Origin of the sequence: Nocardia sp. NPDC087230, assembly GCF_044744725.1 — a bacterium.
Lineage (GTDB): Bacteria > Actinomycetota > Actinomycetes > Mycobacteriales > Mycobacteriaceae > Nocardia > Nocardia canadensis.
Window position 1 is genome coordinate 257,596 of the sequence record NZ_JBIUYV010000008.1, and the last position, 18,837, is coordinate 276,432.

Genomic DNA, 18,837 nt, shown 5'->3' on the forward strand with positions numbered 1-18,837 from the left:
GTCAGCGGATCAGCGTGGTCTCCTGCGCGCGGATCGTGCGGAAGAACCGCGGGCCCACGTCGGAACCGTTGTGGTTGTAGCTGTCGATGATCTCGGCGAGTTCGTCGGCCAGGCGGCGCAGGTCCGCGGTCGCGGTGGTGCGGTCGAACTCGTCGGACTCCCAGCCCCACGCGGGCGGGATGTCGGTGATGGTGACGACGATCTGATCGGCGAACGGCGTGCTCACCGCCACCGTGAGCTCGGCGGGCGCGGCCGCGAGTGGGCTGTGCACCGTGAGCTCGCCCGGACCGCCGACGACGGCGAACGTGCGGGCGAAGGCGATGTCGTCGCGGACCGACTCGACGATCGACGCGGTGCTCGCGTGCCTGCCCGGCCGGTGATGCCTGGCGCCGTACACCCGATCCGGTGCCGCGGCGGACACGGTGTCGCCGTGCGTCTTCCGCAGAATCCGGTCGAGCATGCGCTGGGCTGTGGCCCGCTCGTCCGCGCCGGTGTTCTCGTGCTCGATCAGCGCGCGCAGGCGGCTGATCCGCGCGAAATGGTCGGTGCCCATGCCCCCGATTGTGCCGCAGTGGATCCGGAATATCGGGCACTGCGCCACGCCTACTTGCGGGTTTGCCCGCGTGGCCGGTGGGCGGCCGGGCTCGGTATCGTCTGCACCATCCGTGACCACTGAAGAACAAGAGGGTGCCTGGTGACCGATTTCGAGACGATTCTGCTGGAGCGCAAGGGCGGCGGCGAGGGCAAAGGCGGGGTCGGCTGGATCACGCTGAACCGGCCCAAGGCACTCAATGCGCTCAACGCGCAGGTCCTCGCGGACGTCATCGCCGCGCTCGACGAGCTCGACGCCGACGACTCGATTGGTGCCGTCGTGATCACCGGATCGGAGAAGGCCTTCGCGGCCGGGGCCGACATCAAGGAGATGGCGGACAAGTCCTACATGGACATGTTCGCGTCCAACGCCTTCGCGGGCTGGGACCGGCTGGCCAACTTCCGCAAGCCGACCATCGCCGCGGTCGCGGGCTTCGCCCTCGGCGGCGGCTGTGAGCTGGCGATGCTGTGCGACATCCTGATCGCCGCCGACACCGCCAAGTTCGGTCAGCCCGAGATCAAGCTCGGCGTGATCCCCGGCATCGGCGGCTCGCAGCGGCTGACCCGCGCGGTCGGCAAGGCCAAGGCCATGGATCTGATCCTGACCGGCCGCACCCTGGGTGTCGAGGAAGCCGAGCGAGCCGGGCTGGTGTCGCGGATCGTGCCCGCCGACCAGCTGCTCGACGCCGCGCTCGAGACCGCTCAGACCATCGCCTCGATGTCGCTGCCGGTCGCGATGATCGCCAAGGAAGCGGTCAACCGGGCCTTCGAGACCACCCTCACCGAGGGCGTGTTGTTCGAGCGCCGGGTGTTCCACTCGCTGTTCGCCACCGACGATCAGAAGGAAGGCATGGCCGCCTTCGTCGAGAAGCGCACACCGAACTTCACCAACAGCTAGTTCTGTCTCAGCCGCAGCGAACCATCGGTGAGCTGGGCAGTGGTCGGCGCGGTTCCCGGTTCGGGGGACCGCGCCGACGAGTCGTCGGTGCCGAGCAGTCCGGCGACCGTGCCGCCGAGCGTGGCCGTCACCGCCATCGCGGCGAGGAGTTTTCGCCGGCCGGGTCGCGGCCGGGCCTCGCGGGTGACCACCGCGCTGCCCGCCCGCAGCCGCGGCATCCGCAAGCGAGCGGGGCGCTGCGCGGCCAGCAGGACCGCGCCGCGCGCCGAGACGTAATCCGGCTCGGGGTCGTAGACGATCGGCAGCCCGATCCGGTGGGCCAGATCGGCGCGCAGCGACGGATTGCGGGTACAGCCGCCGAGCAGCACCAGCGCACCCGGCCGCATCCCCGTCTCCTCGACCACCTGACGCACGAACGAGGCCGAATGATGCAGACCCGCCTCGCACAGCTCGGCCAGATCGCTGCGGGTCACCACGGCACGGCCGCCGGTATCGGCGTCGGTCGCCGTCACCACCCTGGCCCGGCTCAGCGACTCGCGATGCTCCCTGGTGGTGCGCGCGTCGGCCAGCACACCGCCGCGCGCGAGCTGCCAGCGCAGCAGCGCGTCGTAGCCGTCGCCGCTGAGTACCGTGCTGCGCCTGCTCGCCAGGATCGTGTCGGTGCGGCAATCGGCATGGGTGACAGTCAGGCCCGAGCAGCCCAGGTCGTAGAGGATCACCGAGTCGGAGTCGGGCAGCATGCCGGTGAAGCGCAGATAGCGCAGCTGCGCCAGCGGCTCGTCGACGATGCCGACCTCGGACTTACCGACCGCCGCCCGGATCGCGTCGGCGTGCGACTCACTGCGGCAGGTGACCGCCGTGGCGGTGACACACTCACCGCGCGCCAGCGCCGCGACCCGCATCCGGCGGATCACCGACAACACCGCTTCGTCGACCGAGCCGCCCGCCCTGCGCGGTAGCCGGAGCCGGTCCACCGGTGGCAGGTGCGGCTGATCGGAGTGGGTCAGCACGGCGCGGGCCCCACCCGCACCCGCTGATACCCCCAGGACCAGCACCATGCGCTACATCGTGGACCAATTTCGGCTAGCTGCCAAGCGAGTCGCGCGGTGATTCGCCCGTCGGTTGCCAGGTCGCGTGGAATGCGAGGTTTTCGGTGTCGGGAGCCTCGTAGTCGCCCGCCTCGTGCCGGAATTCGGCGAGCAGGGTCAGCAGGGCGCGGATCCGGTCCGGCGGCAGGCCGGGCTCGGCGAACACCTGCGCGTTCAGTGCCGCGGTCGCCTCGGCGACCGATGTCCTTCCCGCATCGGTGATTTCGATCAGCGTCGCGCGCCGGTCGCTCGGATGCGGCACCCGGACCACCAGGCCTGCCGCCTCGAGCCGGTCCACGGTATTGGTCACGCTGGTCGGATGCACCTGCAGGCGCGCGCTGGCCTTGGCCATCGGCAGCGCGCCCGTCTTGCTGAAGCTGAGCAATTGCAGCAGCTCGTAGCGGGAGAACGTCAGCCCCGACGGTTTGAGCGCCTCGTCGACCCTGGCCATCACGATCTGCTGGGCCCGCACCAGCGACGTCACCGCGGCCATTCCGTCGGCCACCGCGCCCCAGCCGTGCCCGGTCCATTGCCGGTGCGCTTCGGCGATCGGGTCATGCGGAAGCGGTCGTGGCCGAGACATGGCATTGATCATCGCATAGGGCCAGGTCGCTGCCGCCCAGTCGGCGAACCGGCATTTCGCTCAGGCCGAGCGCAACCCTGGGCAACGTGGGCCGAACCGGGCACTCTCTAGGACGAGGCGGGCGTGGCTGAGTGGTTGAGGCAACGGTCTGCAAAGCCGTTCACGCGGGTTCGATTCCCGCCGCTCGCTCTGGTCGGAATAGGCGTTTCACCCGCACGGGTGGAGCGCCTATTTCTCGTAGGCAGTCCCGGAACCCTGCACGGTCAGGCGCACGCGATCGCCGCGCGCGGGTGCCGCGATGCCGGTGCGGCGGACCGTGACGGTCCCGGCGCCCTCGGCCAGCTCGATGGTCAGGATGACATCGGGACCGCGGAAGTCGACCTCGGTCACCGTCCCGCTGTGCTCGGCGGTGACGACCTCGGCGGTGAGTTGTTCGGGCCGCAGCATCAGGGTGGTCTCGCCGGTGGGGGCGTCGCGCTGGACCGGGACCGCGCCGAGCGCGGACTTGGCGACGTCGGCCTCGCAGAGTGCGTCGAGCAGAATGCAGTCGCCGAGGAAGCGGGCGGTGAACAGGTCGGCCGGATGGTGATAGACCTGCTCGGGCGGGCCCACCTGGGTGAAGCGGCCGTCGCGCATGACGGCCACCTGTTCGGCGAAGCTCAGCGCCTCCTCCTGATCGTGGGTGACCAGGATGCTGGTCATGCCCGCGGCGCGCAGGGTGTCGGCGACCGCCTGGCGGGTGGTGGCGCGCAGGCCGGTGTCGAGGGCGCTGAAAGGCTCGTCGAGCAGCATCAGATCGGGCTTGCGGGCCAGTGCCCGGGCCAGCGCCACCCGCTGCTGCTGGCCGCCGGAGAGCTGGTGCGGCGTGCGATCGGCGTAACCGGGATCCAGCGACACCATCGCCAGCAGCTCGACGACGCGGTCGCGGTCGCGGTGACGGCGCAGCCGATCGCCCAGCCCGCGCCAGCCGGTGTGCAGGCCGTAGGCGATGTTGTCGGCGACGCTCAGGTGCGGGAACAACGCACCGTCCTGCGCGACGTAGCCGATCCGCCTGCGCTGTGGTGGCAGGCAGACACCGTGGCGCACAACGGTTTCCGCGCCCAGCTGCACCGTGCCCGTCTCGGGCGCCTCGAAGCCGGCGATCACCCGGAGCAGCGTCGTCTTGCCGCAGCCCGACGCGCCGACGACGGCCGCGGCGGTGCCGTCGGGGACGTCGAGATCGATGTGGTCGAGGACCCGCGTCGAGCCGAAGGTCTTCGACACCGCGCGCACGAGAAGCCGACTCATACCCCGGCCGCCTTTCTGGACTGGGTGAACAGCACATAGGTCACCGGGATCGCGGCGACGATCATGATCAGCGCGTACGGTGCGGCGCCGGCGTAGTCGAGTTCGCCCGACAGGCCCCAGAACTGCATGGCCAACGTGCGAGTTCCATTGGGCGCCAGCAACAGTGTCGCGGTGAGCTCGGTGGACACGGCGACGAACACCAGCGCCGCGGCCGAGGCGGCGGCGGGCGCGGTCATCCGCAGGGTCACCCGGAAGAACGTGGCCGAGGCCGATTCGCCCAGCGAGCGCGACACCTCCTCCAGTCCGACCGGCACCTGCGCCAGCCCGGCCCGCACGCTCACCAGCGCGCGGGGCAGGAACATCAGCGCGTAGGCGATCACGACCAGCGTCACCGTCTGATAGAGCGGCGGGGTCCAGCGGATGGTGACCGTCACCAGCGCGAGCGCGATCACGATGCCGGGCAGCGAGCTGGTGATGTAGTTCGCGCCCTCGATCACCCGGGCGAACCTGCTGGTCGAGCGCACCGCGATCCACGCGACGGGGAACGCGCACAGGGCGGTGATCAGCGCGGCCGCCGCCGCCAGACCGATCGTCTGGCCCAGCGCCTGCCCGATCACCGCGGTGTCCCAGACCGCCGCGCCGCCCAGCCACAACCAGCGCCCGATCGTCCACAGCGGCACGCCGAGCGCGCCGCCGACCACCGCGACCAGCACGCCGAACAGCGGAATCCGCCACCAGCCCAGGGCGATCGGCCGCGCCGCGCGCTGCGCGCCCGCGCCCAGCCTGGCGTAGCGCGCGTTCCCGCGCAGCAGCGCCTCGCCGCCGAGCAGCGTCAGACAGCACAGGACGAGCACACCGGCCAGCATGCTGCCCGCGGGTCCGGCGAAACTGCTCTGGTACTGCTCGAAGATCGCGGTGGTGAATGTGTCGTAGCGCAGCATCACGAACGCGCCGTACTCGGCGAGCAGGTGCAGACCGATCAGCAGCGCGCCGCCCAGGATCGCCAGCCGCAACTGCGGCACCACGATGCGCCAGAACACTTCCACCGGCCCCGACCCGAGGGCGCGCGCCGACTCCTCGACGGCCGGATCGAGGCGGCGCAGCGTGGCGGCCACCGGCAGATACACCAGCGGGAAGTACGACATCGTGGCCACGATGACCGCCGCCGACAGCCCGTACATCGACGGGAACGCGCTCACCCAGCCGTAGCTGTTGACGAACGCGGGCACCGCCAGCGGCGCGACCAGCACCGGACCCCACCACGCCCGGCCCGGCACGTCGGTGCGCTCGACCAGCCAGGCCAGCCCGACCCCGAGCACCACACACACCGGAACCGTCCACACCACCAGCGCGACGGTATTGGTGAGCAACTCGCCGACCCGTGGCCGGAACACCAGCGCGGCGGCTTCACGCAGGCCGGTGTCGAACAGCACCGAGACGATGTAGCCCAGGGGAATGAAGGTCGCCGCCGTCAATGTCAGCGCGACGAGCGTGACGAACACCCCGGGCCTGCCGACCCGGGGTGCTGTCGTCGATGCGGTCCGCAGGGCCACTTACAGCAGTCCCGCCTCGGTCATCAGCTGGGTGACCTTCTTCGAATCGAGCTTGCTGGGATCGATCGCCGGCGCCTGCAGGTCGGCCAGCGGTGGCAGCGCGGGGTTCGCGGCGACATCGCTCGCCACGGGGTACTCCATCGACGTGCCGTCGCGCAGGATCTCCTGGCCCTGCTTGCCGGTGATGTAGGCCAGGAACTTCTGCGCGGCCTCCTGCTTCTTGCTCGACTTCAGCACGCCGCCGCCGGACACGCTGACGAAGGCGCCGGGGTCCTGGTTCTTGAAGTAGTGCAGCGCGGTGTTCGCGCTGCCTTCCTTGGTGTTGGCCTGATCGCGGTACCAGTAGTAGTGGTAGATCACGCCGCCCTCGGGGTTGCCCGAGTTCACCGCCTTCATGGTCGCGACGTTGTTCTGCAGCGAGGTCGCGTTGGCCTTCATGCCCTGCAGCCAGGAGCGGGTCACGTCCTCGCCCTTCAGCGCGAGCAGGCCCGCGACGATCGCCTGGAAGTCGGCGCCGGAGGTGCCCGCGCCCCAGCGGCCCTTCCACTGCGGCTGCGCCAGGTCGAGCAGCGAGGCGGGCAGGCCCGCGGTCGGCAGCTTGTCCTTGTTGTAGACGAAGACCGTGGCACGCGCCGCGACACCGGTCCACTTGCCGGTCGACGGGCGGTACTGGGCGGGGACCTGGTCGAGGGTGGCCTTGTCGACGTCGGCGAACAGGCCCGCGTTCTCGACCAGTGCCATGGCCGGGGAGTTCTCGGTGAGGAAGGCGTCGGCGGGGGAGTTGGCGCCCTCGGCGACCAGCTGGTTGCCCAGCGCGGTGTCGCCACCCTGACGCAGGACGACCTTGATCCCGGTCTCCTTGGTGAACGCCGCGGCCCACTCCTTGGTGAGCGACTCGTGCTGGGCGTTGTAGACGGTGATCTCGTCGGCGTCGCCCGAGGAGGACGAGCAGGCGCTCACACCGAGCGCCGCCACCGCGATCGCCATCAGCCCGGCCAGGGGTTTCCAACTACGCGACGTCATCGCCGTCCTTCCACACAGGTACCCCATCCTATGATGAGGCTTACCTAAGCAAGATACCCCGCCTGACGTGCGTGGACGCAACGGCGGCCCGCCCCGGGTTCGGGACGGGCCGCCGGGGGCTCGATCAGTGCTTGGTGGCCGGCGCCGAGCAGATCTTCCAGGTGCCGTCTTCCTTCTTCAGATGCTCTTCGGTGCTGTCCTCGGTGTCGGGCTCCTCCCCCGCGACCGAGAGTGTCAGCTTGCCGACCACCGTCGCCTTGGCGGTGTCACCGGTGATGACGATGTCCTCGACGTTGTCGATGGTCACCGAGACCGTCGCCGAATCGAACTGCTGCCGCTGCTCGGGCGAGAGGTTGGCGATCTCGGCCCGGTCGGCCTCGCAGGCCAGCTCCGCCGCGGCGATGAACCCGTCCGCGTCGAGCGTGTCGTAGAAATCGCGGATCGCGACCTCGATCTTCTTGTCGTCCGAGGACAACGGGGTGCGCCCCTGGAGCGTCAGCACCACCCCGGTGACCAGCGCGCCGATCACCACCAGCGCGACCACGCCCAGCGCGATGAACAACCCGGTCCGCTTCTTCTTCGGCGGCTGCTGGGGCGGGAACACGTCCGGCGCTCCGGGCGGCCCCGGGGGCGGCGTCTGTCCCGGCCCGAACCCGGCGTGCGGGTACCCGGGCGGTCCCGAGGGCATCCCGGGCGGCTGCTGCCCGAACGGTGGTTGCTGTCCTTCTGGCGGATTCGTCAAGCCTCGCTCCTATGTCATCGGGGCGAGGCCCCGAAACCTGTGGAACCGTGCGTGAACAACCTGATTTCAAACGAACGAGGCCCCGACCGAACGGACGGGGCCTCGAAATGTGCCCTCGGCAGGATTCGAACCTGCGGCCTTCTGCTCCGGAGGCAGACGCTCTATCCCCTGAGCTACGAGGGCGGGATAGATGCCGGTCGCGGTGAGGCGATCGGGCAGCGACAGCGTATCGCATCGAGTGCGGTGCGCCAAAAACGGTGCCGGACCGGGCGGTTGACCCGGTCCGGCACTCGATCAGCTCAGTGGGAGCGGGCTGGCGCCGCGGGCGGCCAGCATGCTCTCCATCAACTGGGACTCGCCCGCTTGGGTCTTGGACATCTGCGCGGCCAGGGTGCGCACCTCGGTGGTGTCGGCGTGCTCGGCGGCGTAGTCGAGCATCGGCACACCGCCCTGGTGGTGGCGCAGCATGAGCTGCAGGAACAGGGTGTCCATCGCGGCGCCGGTGGAGCGGCGCAGCGTCGTCATCTCCTCCTGGCTGGCCATGCCGGGCATCGACGTCATCGGGCCCGCCATCGCGTGCCCGGTGGTCGTCGCGGCACCGTGGCCGTGCGCGCCCGCGCCGTGGTCGGTCATCCAGCCCATGTAGCCGTCGACGTTCTGGTTCGGCTCGCCCCACAGCTGCAACCAGCCCTGCATCCGGCCGATCTGGTTCTGCTGGGTGGTGAGGATGTCGTAGGCGAGCCTGCGCACGTCGTTGTCGGTCGAGCCGATCAGCGCCGCGCCCGCCATGTCGACGGCCTGCGCGTGATGGGCCGACATGTCCTGGCTGAACCCCACGTCGACAGGGCCCGGCGCCGGAGTATCGGCCTCGTTCAGCGGCATCCGCAGCAGCACGCCCGCGACGGCGCCCAGCAGCAGCAGGCCGATCGCGCCGAGCACCAGGATCGCCCCGGCCGGGCGACGCGCGCCCGCCTCGGCCGCGGCGTCCTCGGGCTCGGGCGCGGTGTGGTCGGGGTCGACCGCGCTGTCGGTTCCCACTACTGGCCCGCGGGCTGGGTGCCCGGCATCTGGAAGCCGTCGGGCAGACCGGGCAGACCCGCGCCGCCGGGCAGACCGGCACCCGCGCCGAGCTCGGACTGGTCCTGGGTCAGGCCCTTGCCGTCCATCGGCACGGCCTCGGGGCCGTAGGGCGCCGGGTCGAACGGCGGCGGGTTGTTGGCGTCGAAGATCGGGTTCGAGCAGCTCGCGCCGACCTCGGGGTAGGCGTACGGGTTCTCGCGCAGGGCGGAGATGAACTGCTTGATCCGCGCGTCGTCGGCGGAATCGAGCTTGAGCTGGTGACCCCACGACTGCAGCGCGATCGGCGCGTCGAGTCCCGGGTAGGGCGACATCAGCGAGTACTGGCGGCCCTTGACGTAGTTCGACAGCTTCTCCACGCCCGCCGCGTCGACCTTGTCCGGGTTGTAGGCGATCCAGACCGCGCCGTGCTCGAGCGAGTGGACCGCGTTCTCCATCCGGATCGGCTTGGCGTAGACGGTGCCGGTGCAGTTGGCCCACGCGCCATCGTGCGGGCCACCGTAGGCGGGCGCCTTGTCATAGGCGACGCGCTGGGCCGCGGTCACGTGCAGACCGGCCGGGTACTCCTGCTTGACGACGCCGCTGATCTTGGCCGAGGGGTCCTGGTTCTCCTTGGACGGCACCCATTCCTTGAGGTCGGTCTGGGCTTCCCGGATCGCGGCCTGGTCCAGGTACTTGGGCACCAGGCTGTAGGCCAGCAGGCCGATCAGCGCGACGATCGCGACACCGGCGCCCAGCAGGGCCCAGGGCACGTCGCGCTTCTTGTGCGGAAGGTTGCCCTTGCCGGGTTTGCGGGACGGAGACGACTTCCCCGCGGCCCGGACGGCCTTGGCTGATGTGGCGCTGGTCCTGCTCGGCATCGCTCGTTGTGCTCTTTCGACGTGTGGATCGGGACGTTCGTACCGGGCGGTCGTGGTTGCGAGGCGCCCAGCCAATAGGATAGAGACTCGTGACTCCAGCTGACCTTGCAGATCTCCTTCGCACCACCGCCGCGAAGGTGCTTGTCGAACGCGGACTGGACTCGTCGGTCCTGCCCGAGCAGGTCACAGTGGAGCGTCCGCGCAACCCCGAACACGGCGACTATGCCACGAATGTGGCGATGCAGGTGGCCAAGCGCGTGGGAACCAATCCGCGCGAACTCGCGGGCTGGCTGGCCGAGGCGCTCTCGGCGACCGACGGCATCGATGTGGCCGACGTCGCGGGTCCCGGCTTCCTCAACATCCGCCTGGCCGCCTCGGCGCAGGGCGCGATCATCGCGCAGATCCTGGCCGCGGGCGAGAAGTTCGGCACCGGCGCGGCCCTGGCCGGCACCAAGATCAACCTCGAGTTCGTCTCCGCCAACCCGACCGGCCCCGTGCACCTCGGTGGCACCCGCTGGGCTTCCGTCGGTGACGCGCTGGGCCGCATCCTGGCCGCGCAGGGCGCCGACGTGACCAGGGAGTACTACTTCAACGACCACGGCGCGCAGATCGACCGCTTCGCCAAGTCGCTGGTCGCGGCCGCGCTCGGCGAGCCGACCCCCGAGGACGGCTACGCGGGCGAGTACATCCAGGAGATCAGCGCGAGCATCGTCGCCGCGCACTCCGATGCGCTCACCCTGCCCGCCGACGAGCGGCACGAACTGTTCCGGCGCGAGGGCGTGCAGCAGATGTTCGCCCAGATCAAGCAGGATCTGCACGACTTCGGCACCGATTTCGACGTGTACTTCAACGAGAGCGAACTGTTCGCCTCCGGCGCCGTCGAGCGGGCCGTCGAGGAGCTCAAGAACTCCGGCAACCTGTACGAGAAGGACGGCGCCTGGTGGATCGCGTCCACCGAATACGGCGACGACAAGGACCGCGTCGTCCTCAAGAGCGACGGCAACGCCGCCTACATCGCCGGTGACATCGCCTACTTCCAGAACAAGCGCGCGCGTGGCTTCGACCTGGCCATCTACATGCTCGGCGCCGACCACCACGGCTACATCGGCCGGTTGAAGGCCGCCGCGGCCGCCTTCGGCGACAACCCCGACACCGTCGAGGTGCTGATCGGGCAGATGGTGAATCTGGTCCGCGACGGCCAGGCCGTGAAGATGAGCAAGCGCGCCGGCACCGTGGTGACCCTCAACGACCTGGTCGAGCAGATCGGCGTCGACGCGGCCCGCTACTCGCTGGTGCGCTCCTCGGTGAACTCGAGCATCGACATCGATCTCGACCTGTGGACCAAGGCGAGCAGCGAGAACCCGGTCTACTACGTGCAGTACGCGCACTCGCGGACCAACAGCATCCTCGGCAATGCCGCCAAGTACGCCGAGTTCGCCACCGTCGCACCGGATTTCGCGCTGATGACCTCGGCGCGCGAAGGCGACCTGATCCGCACCCTCGGTGATTTCCCGCGCGTGGTCGCCACCGCCGCCGAGACCCGCGAACCCCACCGCATCGCCCGCTACCTCGAAGAACTGGCCGGTGTCTACCACCCCTTCCAGTCCGACGACGACATGCGCGTGCTGCCCAAGGGTGACGACGCCGTCACCCCGCTCAACGCCGCCCGGCTCGAACTGGTCAAGGCCACCCGCCAGGTGCTGGCCAACGGTTTGGCCCTGCTCGGCGTCAGCGCACCGGAGCGCATGTGACCACCGGCAAGCTTTTCAGGAAGGACGCACAACTGTGAGTGGTGCACACCCGGCCGGTCCCCGGCACGCAGAGATCCCGCACGCCCCGAGCCTGCCCGAGCGCCCGACCGATCCGCGCGAGATGATCGACCTGCCCGCCAACGTGTGGCCGCGCAACGCCGCTCGTGGCGAGGACGGCGTCGTGCGGGTGGCCGGGGTGCCGATCACCGAGCTGGCCCAGCAGTACGGCACCCCGCTGTTCGTCGTCGACGAGGACGATTTCCGCTCCCGCTGCCGCGACATGGTGCGCGCTTTCGGGCCCAACGCCCGCGTGCACTACGCGTCCAAGGCGTTCCTGTGCGGTGAGATCGCGCGCTGGATCCGCGACGAGGGGCTGTCGCTGGACGTCTGCTCCGGTGGCGAGCTGGCCATCGCGCTGCACGCCGGGTTCCCGGCCGAGCGCATCGCGCTGCACGGCAACAACAAGTCGGTGCCCGAGCTCGAGGCCGCGGTCGCGGCGGGCGTCGGCCACGTGGTCGTCGACTCGCTCTACGAGATCGAGCGGCTCGAAGCGGTCGCCGGTGCCGCGGGCGTGGTGCAGGACGTGCTGGTCCGGGTCACCGTCGGTGTCGAGGCGCACACCCACGAGTACATCTCCACCGCGCACGAGGACCAGAAGTTCGGTTTCTCGATCGCCGGTGGCGACGCCATGGAGGCGCTGGCCCGCGTCTTCGAGGCCGACAACCTGCGCCTGGTCGGTCTGCACAGTCACATCGGCTCGCAGATCTTCGAGCTCGACGGCTTCGAGATCGCCGCGCGCCGCATGCTCGGCCTGCTCCGCGAGGCCATCGACAAATTCGGTATCGAGCGCACCGCACAGATCTCCACCCTGGATCTGGGCGGTGGCCTCGGTATCTCGTACCTGCCGAGCGACAACCCGCCGCCGCTGGACGAGTTCGCCGCCAACCTGCGCGGTCTGGTCGCCGCCGAGGCCGCCCGCGCCGGGCTGCCCGAGCCGACCATCGCCGTCGAGCCGGGTCGCGCCATCGCGGGGCCGGGCACCGTCACGCTCTACGAGGTCGGCACCATCAAAGACGTCGAGCTCGACGGTGGCGCGCGTCGTCGCTACGTCAGCGTCGACGGCGGCATGAGCGACAATATCCGTCCCGCGCTGTACCAGGCCGATTACGATTGCCGTCTGGTCTCGCGCTCGTCGGACGCCCATGCGGTCGTCGCGCGTGTGGTCGGAAAGCATTGCGAGAGTGGCGATATCGTCATTCGTGACACCTGGATGCCTGCCGATGCGGGCCCCGGTGACCTGGTCGCCGTCGCGGCGACCGGCGCGTACTGCTACTCGATGTCGAGCCGCTACAACCAGCTCACCCGGCCCGCGGTGGTCGCGGTGCGCGACGGTGCGTCGCGACTGATTCTGCGCCGGGAAACGGTGGCGGACCTGCTCAGCCTGGAGGTGGAATGATGAACGCATCGCGGAGCGATTCGATCGGGGACGCGGGGCGCCCGCTGGGTGTCGCCGTGCTCGGCATGGGCACAGTGGGTACCGAGGTCGTCCGCGTGCTGCGCGACCACGCCGACGACCTGCGCTCGCGCGTCGGCGCGCCGCTGGTGCTGCGCGGCGTGGCCGTACGCGACCTGAGCAAGGACCGCGGCCTGCCCGCCGAACTGCTCACCACCGACGCCGAGGCGCTGGTCGCCCGCGACGATGTCGACCTGGTGGTCGAGGTCATGGGTGGCATCGATCCCGCCCGTGCGCTGATCGGCGCCGCCCTGAGCGGGGGCAAGTCCGTCGTCACCGCCAACAAGGCGCTGCTGGCCGACTACACCGGTGAGCTGGCCGCCGCCGCCGAGCGCAGCCGCGCCGACCTGTACTTCGAGGCCGCCGTCGCCGGCGCGATCCCGGTGGTCCGTCCGCTGATCCAGTCGCTGTCGGGTGACCGGGTGAACCGCGTGGTCGGCATCGTCAACGGCACCACCAACTTCATCCTCTCCGCGATGGACGAGACCGGCGCCGCCTACGACGACGTGCTCGCCGAGGCGACCGAGCTGGGCTACGCCGAGGCCGACCCCACCGCCGACGTCGAGGGCTTCGACGCCGCCGCCAAGGCCGCCATCCTGGCCTCGCTGGCCTTCCACACCCGCGTGACCGCGGCCGATGTGTATCGCGAGGGCATCTCCAAGATCACCGCCGAGGATCTGGAAACCGCCTCCGCCGTCGGCTGCACCGTGAAGCTGCTCGCCATCTGCGAGCGCGTCGCGGCCGGTCCGGGGGAGCCCACCTCCGCCGAAGGCGGCAAGGACCGCGTCTCGGTGCGGGTGTACCCGGCGCTCATCCCGCGCAAGCACCCGCTGGCCTCGGTCAACGGTGCGTTCAACGCCGTCGTCGTCGAGGCCGACAACGCCGGTAGGCTGATGTTCTACGGTCAGGGCGCCGGTGGCGCGCCGACCGCCTCGGCCGTGCTCGGCGACCTCGTGATGGCCGCCCGCAACAAGTTCTACGGTGGCCGCGCTCCCGGCGAGTCGGTCTATGCTGAGCTGCCGATCGCGCCGATCGGGGACACCCCCACCCGCTACCACGTGAACCTGCAGGTGGCGGACCGGCCCGGCGTGCTCGCCGCGGTGGCCGACACCTTCGCCCAGCACGGGGTGAGCATCTCCACCGTGCGTCAGCAGGGGCACGGCGACGGCGCCCGGCTCGTGGTCGTCACCCACCATGCGGTGGAGTCCTCGCTGGCCGATACTGTCGCGGCATTGGCGGACATGGATTCCGTCACCTCCGTGACCAGCGTTCTCAGACTGGAAGGCACCGAAGAATCATGAGCACCACTGGCATCGCCCCCCAGCTCGGCGTGCACTCGCGCTGGCCGGGTCTGATCGCGGCCTACCGCGACCGGCTGGCCGGTGCGGCCGACTGGGAGCCGGTCACCCTGTTCGAGGGCGGTACCCCGCTGGTCCCCGCGACGCACCTGTCCGAGCTGACCGGGTGCGAGGTTTACCTCAAGGTCGAGGGTGCCAACCCGACCGGTTCCTTCAAGGACCGCGGCATGACGATGGCGATGACCGACGCGAAGTACCGCGGCCAGAAGGCCGTGCTGTGCGCCTCGACCGGCAACACCTCGGCCTCGGCCGCCGCCTACGCCACCCGCGCGGGCATGGAGTGCGCGGTGCTGATCCCGCAGGGCAAGATCGCGATGGGCAAGCTGGCCCAGGCCGTGATGCTGGGTGCGAAGATCATCCAGGTCGAGGGCAACTTCGACGACTGTCTCGAGCTGGCCCGCAAGGTCACCTCGGACTTCCCCGAGGTCGGGCTGGTGAACTCGGTGAACCCGGCGCGGATCGAGGGGCAGAAGACCGCGTCGTTCGAGATCTGCGATGTGCTGGGCAAGGCGCCCGATGTGCACGTGCTGCCGGTGGGCAACGCGGGCAACATCACCGCCTACTGGCGTGGGTACCGCGAGTACCACGCCGACGGCATCACCTCGGGGCTGCCGCGCATGCTCGGCGTGCAGGCCGCCGGTGCGGCCCCGCTGGTCAACGGCGCGCCGGTGCGTGACCCCGAGACCGTGGCCACCGCGATCCGGATCGGCGCCCCGGCGTCGTGGAACGGGGCGATGGAGGCCAAGGAGCAGTCCGGTGGCGCGTTCCGCGCGGCCACCGACGAGGAGATCCTGGCCGCCTACCGGCTGGTCGCGGCGACCGAGGGCGTCTTCGTCGAGCCCGCGTCGGCGGCGAGCGTGGCCGGTCTGCTGGCCGCTCGCGCGGAGGGCTGGCTGGATTCGGGCCTGACCGTGGTCTGCACGGTGACCGGCAACGGTCTCAAGGACCCCGACAACGCGCTGGCCGGCATGCCCGAGGTCAAGCCGATCGCCGTCGACCCGGTGGCCATCGCCCACGAGCTCGAGCTGGCCTGAGTTGAGCGCACGCGAGAGCAGGCTGATGACCGCTACCCTGCCCGCCGGTCTCGAAGTGACCGTGCGCGTTCCCGCTTCTACGGCCAACCTCGGTCCCGGATTCGATTGCCTGGGAATGGCATTGGGTCTCTACGACGAGATCGTGGTGCGCACCACCGATTCGGGTCTCGAGATCCGGGTCGAGGGTGAGGGCGCCGACGACGTGCCGTGGGGCCCAACGCATCTGGTGGTGCGGGCGATCGAACGCGGACTGGAATCACTCGGTGTCTGGGCCGACGGCCTCGACGTGGTGTGCCGCAACGTGATTCCGCACTCGCGCGGCCTCGGTTCCAGTGCCTCGGCCGTGGTCGGCGGCCTGGCCGCCGGCGCCGGGCTGGCCGCCAAGTTCGATCCCGACCTGCGGCTGGACGGCGCGCAGCTGGTGCAGCTGGCCTCGGAGTTCGAGGGTCATCCCGACAACGCCGCGGCCAGCGTGCTCGGTGGAATCGTCGTGTCGTGGACCGAATCCGATGCCGAGCAGAATCGCGCCTATCGGGCCGTGCGGCTGACCCCCGCCGCGGCGCTGCGCCCGGTGGTGCTGATCCCGCAGGAACGCTCGTCCACCGCGCACACCCGCGGGCTGCTGCCCGAGCAGGTGCCGCACGGTGACGCCGCGTTCAACGTCAGCCGGGCCGCGCTGGCCGTCGTCGCGCTCACCGAGCGCCCCGATCTGCTGATGCCCGCCACCGCCGACCGGCTGCACCAGACTCAGCGTGCTCCCGCGCTACCGCTCACCACGACCTGGATCGAGCGACTGCGGGCCGCGGGAATTCCGGCCACCGTTTCCGGCGCCGGTCCGACGATTTTGGCGCTCGCCACCGAAGATTTCCCCGATGACCTGCGCAAACAGGCGGAAGCGGACGGGCTGCGAGTGGTCGAGCCCGGCATCGCCGACGGCGTCGCGATCGACTGACGGCGTGCCTGCCTTGCCGTTGTTCGCAATTGGCAGCTATTCTGTGCAAGTCCGTACATCGTGCGCATCAGACGCCGGTGCTTCATCAGGGCAATCGCTCCAGCAGGCTCCAGGCTCGAGCCTCCACACCATGGAGGTGCTGCGACGCCGAGAAGCCGCTCAACTGGAATGATCTCTCCTCACCACTGTCTTCTGGTGGCGAAGCCTCCGGTCCGGCGGGGCGGGTAGTACGGCACAGGCGTCCGGTCGGACGCATAATCCGAGCTCGGCACAGGGTGCCGGGTCTACGGAACGAACCCTCGATTCAGCACACGGCATTCGAGGGAAGGAAAGGATTTCCGTGACAGATACGGACCTGCTCGCGACACCCGGGGTGGAATCCAACCCTACGAACTCGGGCGGCCGCGAAAGTGAATCCGGACAGATTTCGAAAATGAGCGAACACACCGACGTCGCACGATCGGGGCTGACTGGAATGCTGTTGCCGCAGTTGCGCGCATTGGCGGGGGAGCTCGGTATCCGAGGCACCTCCGGTATGCGCAAGGGCGATCTCATCGCCGCTATCAAGGAAAACCAGGCCGGAGCGCCTGCGAAGGCGGGTAAGCCCGCCGAGGCCGCCGCCGTGACGGCCGACGCGCCCGCCGCCAAGAGCGAAGCGCCCGCCAAGGCGGAAGCGCCCGCCAAGACCGAGGCGCCCGCCAAGGCCGACAAGCCGGCCAAGGCCGACAAGGCCGAGCCCGCCGAGAAGCAGGCCGCCGCGGTCGTGACCGAGCAGGCCCCGGCCGAGCAGGGGACGGCCGAGACCAAGACCGCCGAGTCGACCGAGGATTCCGGTCGCGAGGGCGGTCAGCGTGGCCGTGGCAGGCAGCGTCGTGGCCGTGACCAGGCCCGTTCCGGCGGTGGCGAGAACGCCCAGGCCGAGAACCGCGCCGAGGAGACCAAGCAGGCCGACAAGGCCGACGGTGGCGAGCAGGGCGAGCGCAGGCGTGAGCGTGGCGAGCGCAACGGCGGCGACCGGGGCGAACGCGCCGGTGGCGACCGTGGTGAGCGCACCGGTGGCGACCGTGGTGAGCGCAACCAGAACGAGCGCAACCAGAGCCAGAACGGCAACAACGCCGGGAATCGCGGTCCCCGCGACGACCGCGGTGGCGACGACGAGGAAGGCGGCCGCGGTCGCCGGGGTCGCCGGTTCCGTGAGCGTCGTCGTGGTCGTGACCGCGATGGTGGCGCCGGTGGCGGTGGCGGCGAGGCCCGCGACTTCGAGATCCGCGAGGACGACGTCCTGCAGCCGGTCGCCGGCATCCTGGACGTGCTGGACAACTACGCGTTCGTGCGGACCTCCGGCTACCTGGCCGGCCCGAACGACGTGTACGTCTCGATGAACCTGGTGCGCAAGAACGGCCTGCGCCGCGGTGACGCGATCACCGGTGCGGTGCGCGCCCCGCGTGACGGCGAGCAGAGCAACCAGCGCCAGAAGTTCGACCCGCTGGTCCGCCTGGACACCGTCAACGGCGGCGAGGTGGAGGCGGCCAAGCGTCGTCCCGACTTCCAGAAGCTGACGCCGCTGTACCCGAACCAGCGTCTGCGTCTGGAAACCACCCAGAACAAGCTGACTACGCGTGTGATCGACCTGATCATGCCGATCGGCAAGGGCCAGCGCGCGCTGATCGTGTCCCCGCCCAAGGCGGGTAAGACCACGATCATGCAGGACATCGCCAACGCGATCGCGATCAACAACCCCGAGTGCTACCTCATGGTCGTGCTGGTCGACGAGCGTCCCGAAGAGGTCACCGACATGCAGCGTTCGGTGAAGGGTGAGGTCATCGCCTCCACCTTCGACCGGCCGCCGGCCGACCACACCTCGGTCGCCGAGCTCGCCATCGAGCGGGCGAAGCGCCTGGTGGAGATGGGCAAAGACGTTGTCGTGCTGCTCGACTCGATCACCCGATTGGGCCGCGCGTACAACAACTCCTCGCCCGCCTCGGGCCGCATCCTCTCCGGTGGTGTCGACTCGACCGCGCTGTACCCGCCCAAGCGGTTCCTCGGCGCGGCGCGCAACATCGAGAACGGTGGCTCGCTCACCATCATCGCCACGGCGATGGTCGAGACCGGCTCCACCGGTGACACGGTGATCTTCGAGGAGTTCAAGGGCACCGGCAACGCCGAGCTCAAGCTCGATCGCAAGATCGCCGAGCGGCGCGTGTTCCCGGCGGTGGACATCAACCCGTCCAGCACCCGCCACGACGAGTTGCTGATGTCGCCCGACGAGATGGCCGTGGTGCACAAGCTGCGGCGCGTGCTCTCGGGCCTGGACTCGCACCAGGCGATCGATCTGCTGATGGATCGGCTGCGCAAGTCCAAGAACAACCTCGAGTTCCTGATGACGGTCTCCAAGACCGCACCGGGCGCACTCGACGAGTGACGCGACGGGGGCCCGCTACGGCGGGCCCCCGCTGCGTTTCCCGGCCGGGAACAAACCTGTGGCCGGGGGTGTTTTCGGAGGGTGCGGCCAGGTCTGGCATACTGG

Annotated in this window: 16 protein-coding genes and 2 tRNA genes; 8 read left to right on the plus strand and 10 right to left on the minus strand. The window is 69.9% G+C overall.

From position 1 onward, the window contains the following. Position 1: 1 nt before the first annotated feature. Positions 2 to 553: a hypothetical protein gene (locus tag ACIO52_RS25400; protein WP_316573682.1), complete on the minus strand. Its 552-nt coding sequence runs from the start codon at positions 551 to 553 to the stop codon at positions 2 to 4. 141 nt (positions 554 to 694) lie between these two features. On the opposite strand from ACIO52_RS25400, the gene ACIO52_RS25405 reads away from it, so the two are divergent. Further along, entirely contained in the window at positions 695 to 1,489 is a 795-nt protein-coding gene (locus tag ACIO52_RS25405; RefSeq protein WP_218721205.1) for an enoyl-CoA hydratase, read from the plus strand. Here ACIO52_RS25405 and ACIO52_RS25410 read toward each other — a convergent pair. Then, complete coding sequence (locus tag ACIO52_RS25410; RefSeq protein ID WP_402647287.1) at positions 1,486 to 2,547, minus strand: hypothetical protein; 1,062 nt, start codon at positions 2,545 to 2,547, stop codon at positions 1,486 to 1,488. The two genes, ACIO52_RS25405 and ACIO52_RS25410, sit on opposite strands and share 4 nt — an antisense overlap. Positions 2,548 to 2,572: 25 nt before the next feature. Next, positions 2,573 to 3,160, minus strand: a complete 588-nt coding sequence (locus ACIO52_RS25415) for a MarR family winged helix-turn-helix transcriptional regulator (protein WP_255588551.1) — start codon at positions 3,158 to 3,160, stop codon at positions 2,573 to 2,575. A gap of 117 nt (positions 3,161 to 3,277) precedes the next feature. Here ACIO52_RS25415 and ACIO52_RS25420 point away from each other — a divergent pair. Further along, a tRNA-Cys gene (locus tag ACIO52_RS25420) sits at positions 3,278 to 3,349 on the plus strand. 39 nt (positions 3,350 to 3,388) lie between these two features. On the opposite strand, the gene ACIO52_RS25425 is transcribed toward ACIO52_RS25420, so the two are convergent. From ACIO52_RS25425 to ACIO52_RS25455, 7 genes are all read right to left on the minus strand, one after another. After that, the gene (locus tag ACIO52_RS25425) at positions 3,389 to 4,447 is read right to left on the minus strand and encodes an ABC transporter ATP-binding protein (RefSeq protein WP_402647291.1); all 1,059 of its coding nucleotides are present in this window, start codon (positions 4,445 to 4,447) and stop codon (positions 3,389 to 3,391) included. Next, positions 4,444 to 6,000, minus strand: coding sequence for an ABC transporter permease (locus tag ACIO52_RS25430; protein ID WP_394358665.1), 1,557 nt, complete (start codon positions 5,998 to 6,000; stop codon positions 4,444 to 4,446). The genes ACIO52_RS25425 and ACIO52_RS25430 overlap by 4 nt, the downstream gene beginning before the upstream one ends. Continuing rightward, positions 6,001 to 7,023: an iron ABC transporter substrate-binding protein gene (locus ACIO52_RS25435; protein WP_218721201.1), complete on the minus strand. Its 1,023-nt coding sequence runs from the start codon at positions 7,021 to 7,023 to the stop codon at positions 6,001 to 6,003. Positions 7,024 to 7,147: 124 nt separating this feature from the next. Continuing rightward, positions 7,148 to 7,765: a hypothetical protein gene (locus ACIO52_RS25440; RefSeq protein WP_316573684.1), complete on the minus strand. Its 618-nt coding sequence runs from the start codon at positions 7,763 to 7,765 to the stop codon at positions 7,148 to 7,150. 110 nt (positions 7,766 to 7,875) lie between these two features. Continuing rightward, a tRNA-Arg gene (locus tag ACIO52_RS25445) sits at positions 7,876 to 7,948 on the minus strand. Positions 7,949 to 8,059: 111 nt separating this feature from the next. After that, the gene (locus tag ACIO52_RS25450; protein WP_218721199.1) at positions 8,060 to 8,803 is read right to left on the minus strand and encodes a DUF305 domain-containing protein; all 744 of its coding nucleotides are present in this window, start codon (positions 8,801 to 8,803) and stop codon (positions 8,060 to 8,062) included. Next, complete coding sequence (locus ACIO52_RS25455) at positions 8,803 to 9,702, minus strand: DUF3105 domain-containing protein (RefSeq protein WP_218721198.1); 900 nt, start codon at positions 9,700 to 9,702, stop codon at positions 8,803 to 8,805. Before ACIO52_RS25455 ends, ACIO52_RS25450 begins: the two co-directional genes overlap by 1 nt. Positions 9,703 to 9,791: 89 nt before the next feature. On the opposite strand from ACIO52_RS25455, the gene argS reads away from it, so the two are divergent. From argS to rho, 6 genes are all read left to right on the plus strand, one after another. Beyond that, on the plus strand, positions 9,792 to 11,453 hold the full coding sequence (argS, locus tag ACIO52_RS25460; RefSeq protein WP_402647298.1) for an arginine--tRNA ligase: 1,662 nt from the start codon (positions 9,792 to 9,794) through the stop codon (positions 11,451 to 11,453). A gap of 34 nt (positions 11,454 to 11,487) precedes the next feature. Beyond that, on the plus strand, positions 11,488 to 12,909 hold the full coding sequence (lysA, locus tag ACIO52_RS25465; RefSeq protein WP_316573687.1) for a diaminopimelate decarboxylase: 1,422 nt from the start codon (positions 11,488 to 11,490) through the stop codon (positions 12,907 to 12,909). Further along, positions 12,909 to 14,267, plus strand: coding sequence for a homoserine dehydrogenase (locus tag ACIO52_RS25470; protein ID WP_316573688.1), 1,359 nt, complete (start codon positions 12,909 to 12,911; stop codon positions 14,265 to 14,267). Before lysA ends, ACIO52_RS25470 begins: the two co-directional genes overlap by 1 nt. Beyond that, positions 14,264 to 15,358, plus strand: a complete 1,095-nt coding sequence (gene thrC, locus ACIO52_RS25475) for a threonine synthase (protein WP_342801140.1) — start codon at positions 14,264 to 14,266, stop codon at positions 15,356 to 15,358. The genes ACIO52_RS25470 and thrC overlap by 4 nt, the downstream gene beginning before the upstream one ends. Before the next feature lie 25 nt (positions 15,359 to 15,383). After that, entirely contained in the window at positions 15,384 to 16,310 is a 927-nt protein-coding gene (gene thrB / locus ACIO52_RS25480) for a homoserine kinase (RefSeq protein ID WP_218721213.1), read from the plus strand. A 340-nt stretch (positions 16,311 to 16,650) separates the two neighbouring features. Next, on the plus strand, positions 16,651 to 18,732 hold the full coding sequence (gene rho / locus ACIO52_RS25485; protein ID WP_218721193.1) for a transcription termination factor Rho: 2,082 nt from the start codon (positions 16,651 to 16,653) through the stop codon (positions 18,730 to 18,732). The last annotated feature ends 105 nt before the right edge of the window (positions 18,733 to 18,837 follow it).

Coding starts and splice junctions, on each gene's coding strand:
- ACIO52_RS25400 (WP_316573682.1), bottom strand. CDS start 553: ATGGGCACCGACCATTTCGCGCGGATCAGCCGCCTGCGCGCGCTGATC.
- ACIO52_RS25410 (WP_402647287.1), bottom strand. CDS start 2,547: ATGGTGCTGGTCCTGGGGGTATCAGCGGGTGCGGGTGGGGCCCGCGCC.
- ACIO52_RS25415 (WP_255588551.1), bottom strand. CDS start 3,160: ATGTCTCGGCCACGACCGCTTCCGCATGACCCGATCGCCGAAGCGCAC.
- ACIO52_RS25425 (WP_402647291.1), bottom strand. CDS start 4,447: ATGAGTCGGCTTCTCGTGCGCGCGGTGTCGAAGACCTTCGGCTCGACG.
- ACIO52_RS25435 (WP_218721201.1), bottom strand. CDS start 7,023: ATGACGTCGCGTAGTTGGAAACCCCTGGCCGGGCTGATGGCGATCGCG.
- ACIO52_RS25455 (WP_218721198.1), bottom strand. CDS start 9,702: ATGCCGAGCAGGACCAGCGCCACATCAGCCAAGGCCGTCCGGGCCGCG.
- ACIO52_RS25470 (WP_316573688.1), top strand. CDS start 12,909: ATGAACGCATCGCGGAGCGATTCGATCGGGGACGCGGGGCGCCCGCTG.
- thrC (WP_342801140.1), top strand. CDS start 14,264: ATGAGCACCACTGGCATCGCCCCCCAGCTCGGCGTGCACTCGCGCTGG.
- thrB (WP_218721213.1), top strand. CDS start 15,384: ATGACCGCTACCCTGCCCGCCGGTCTCGAAGTGACCGTGCGCGTTCCC.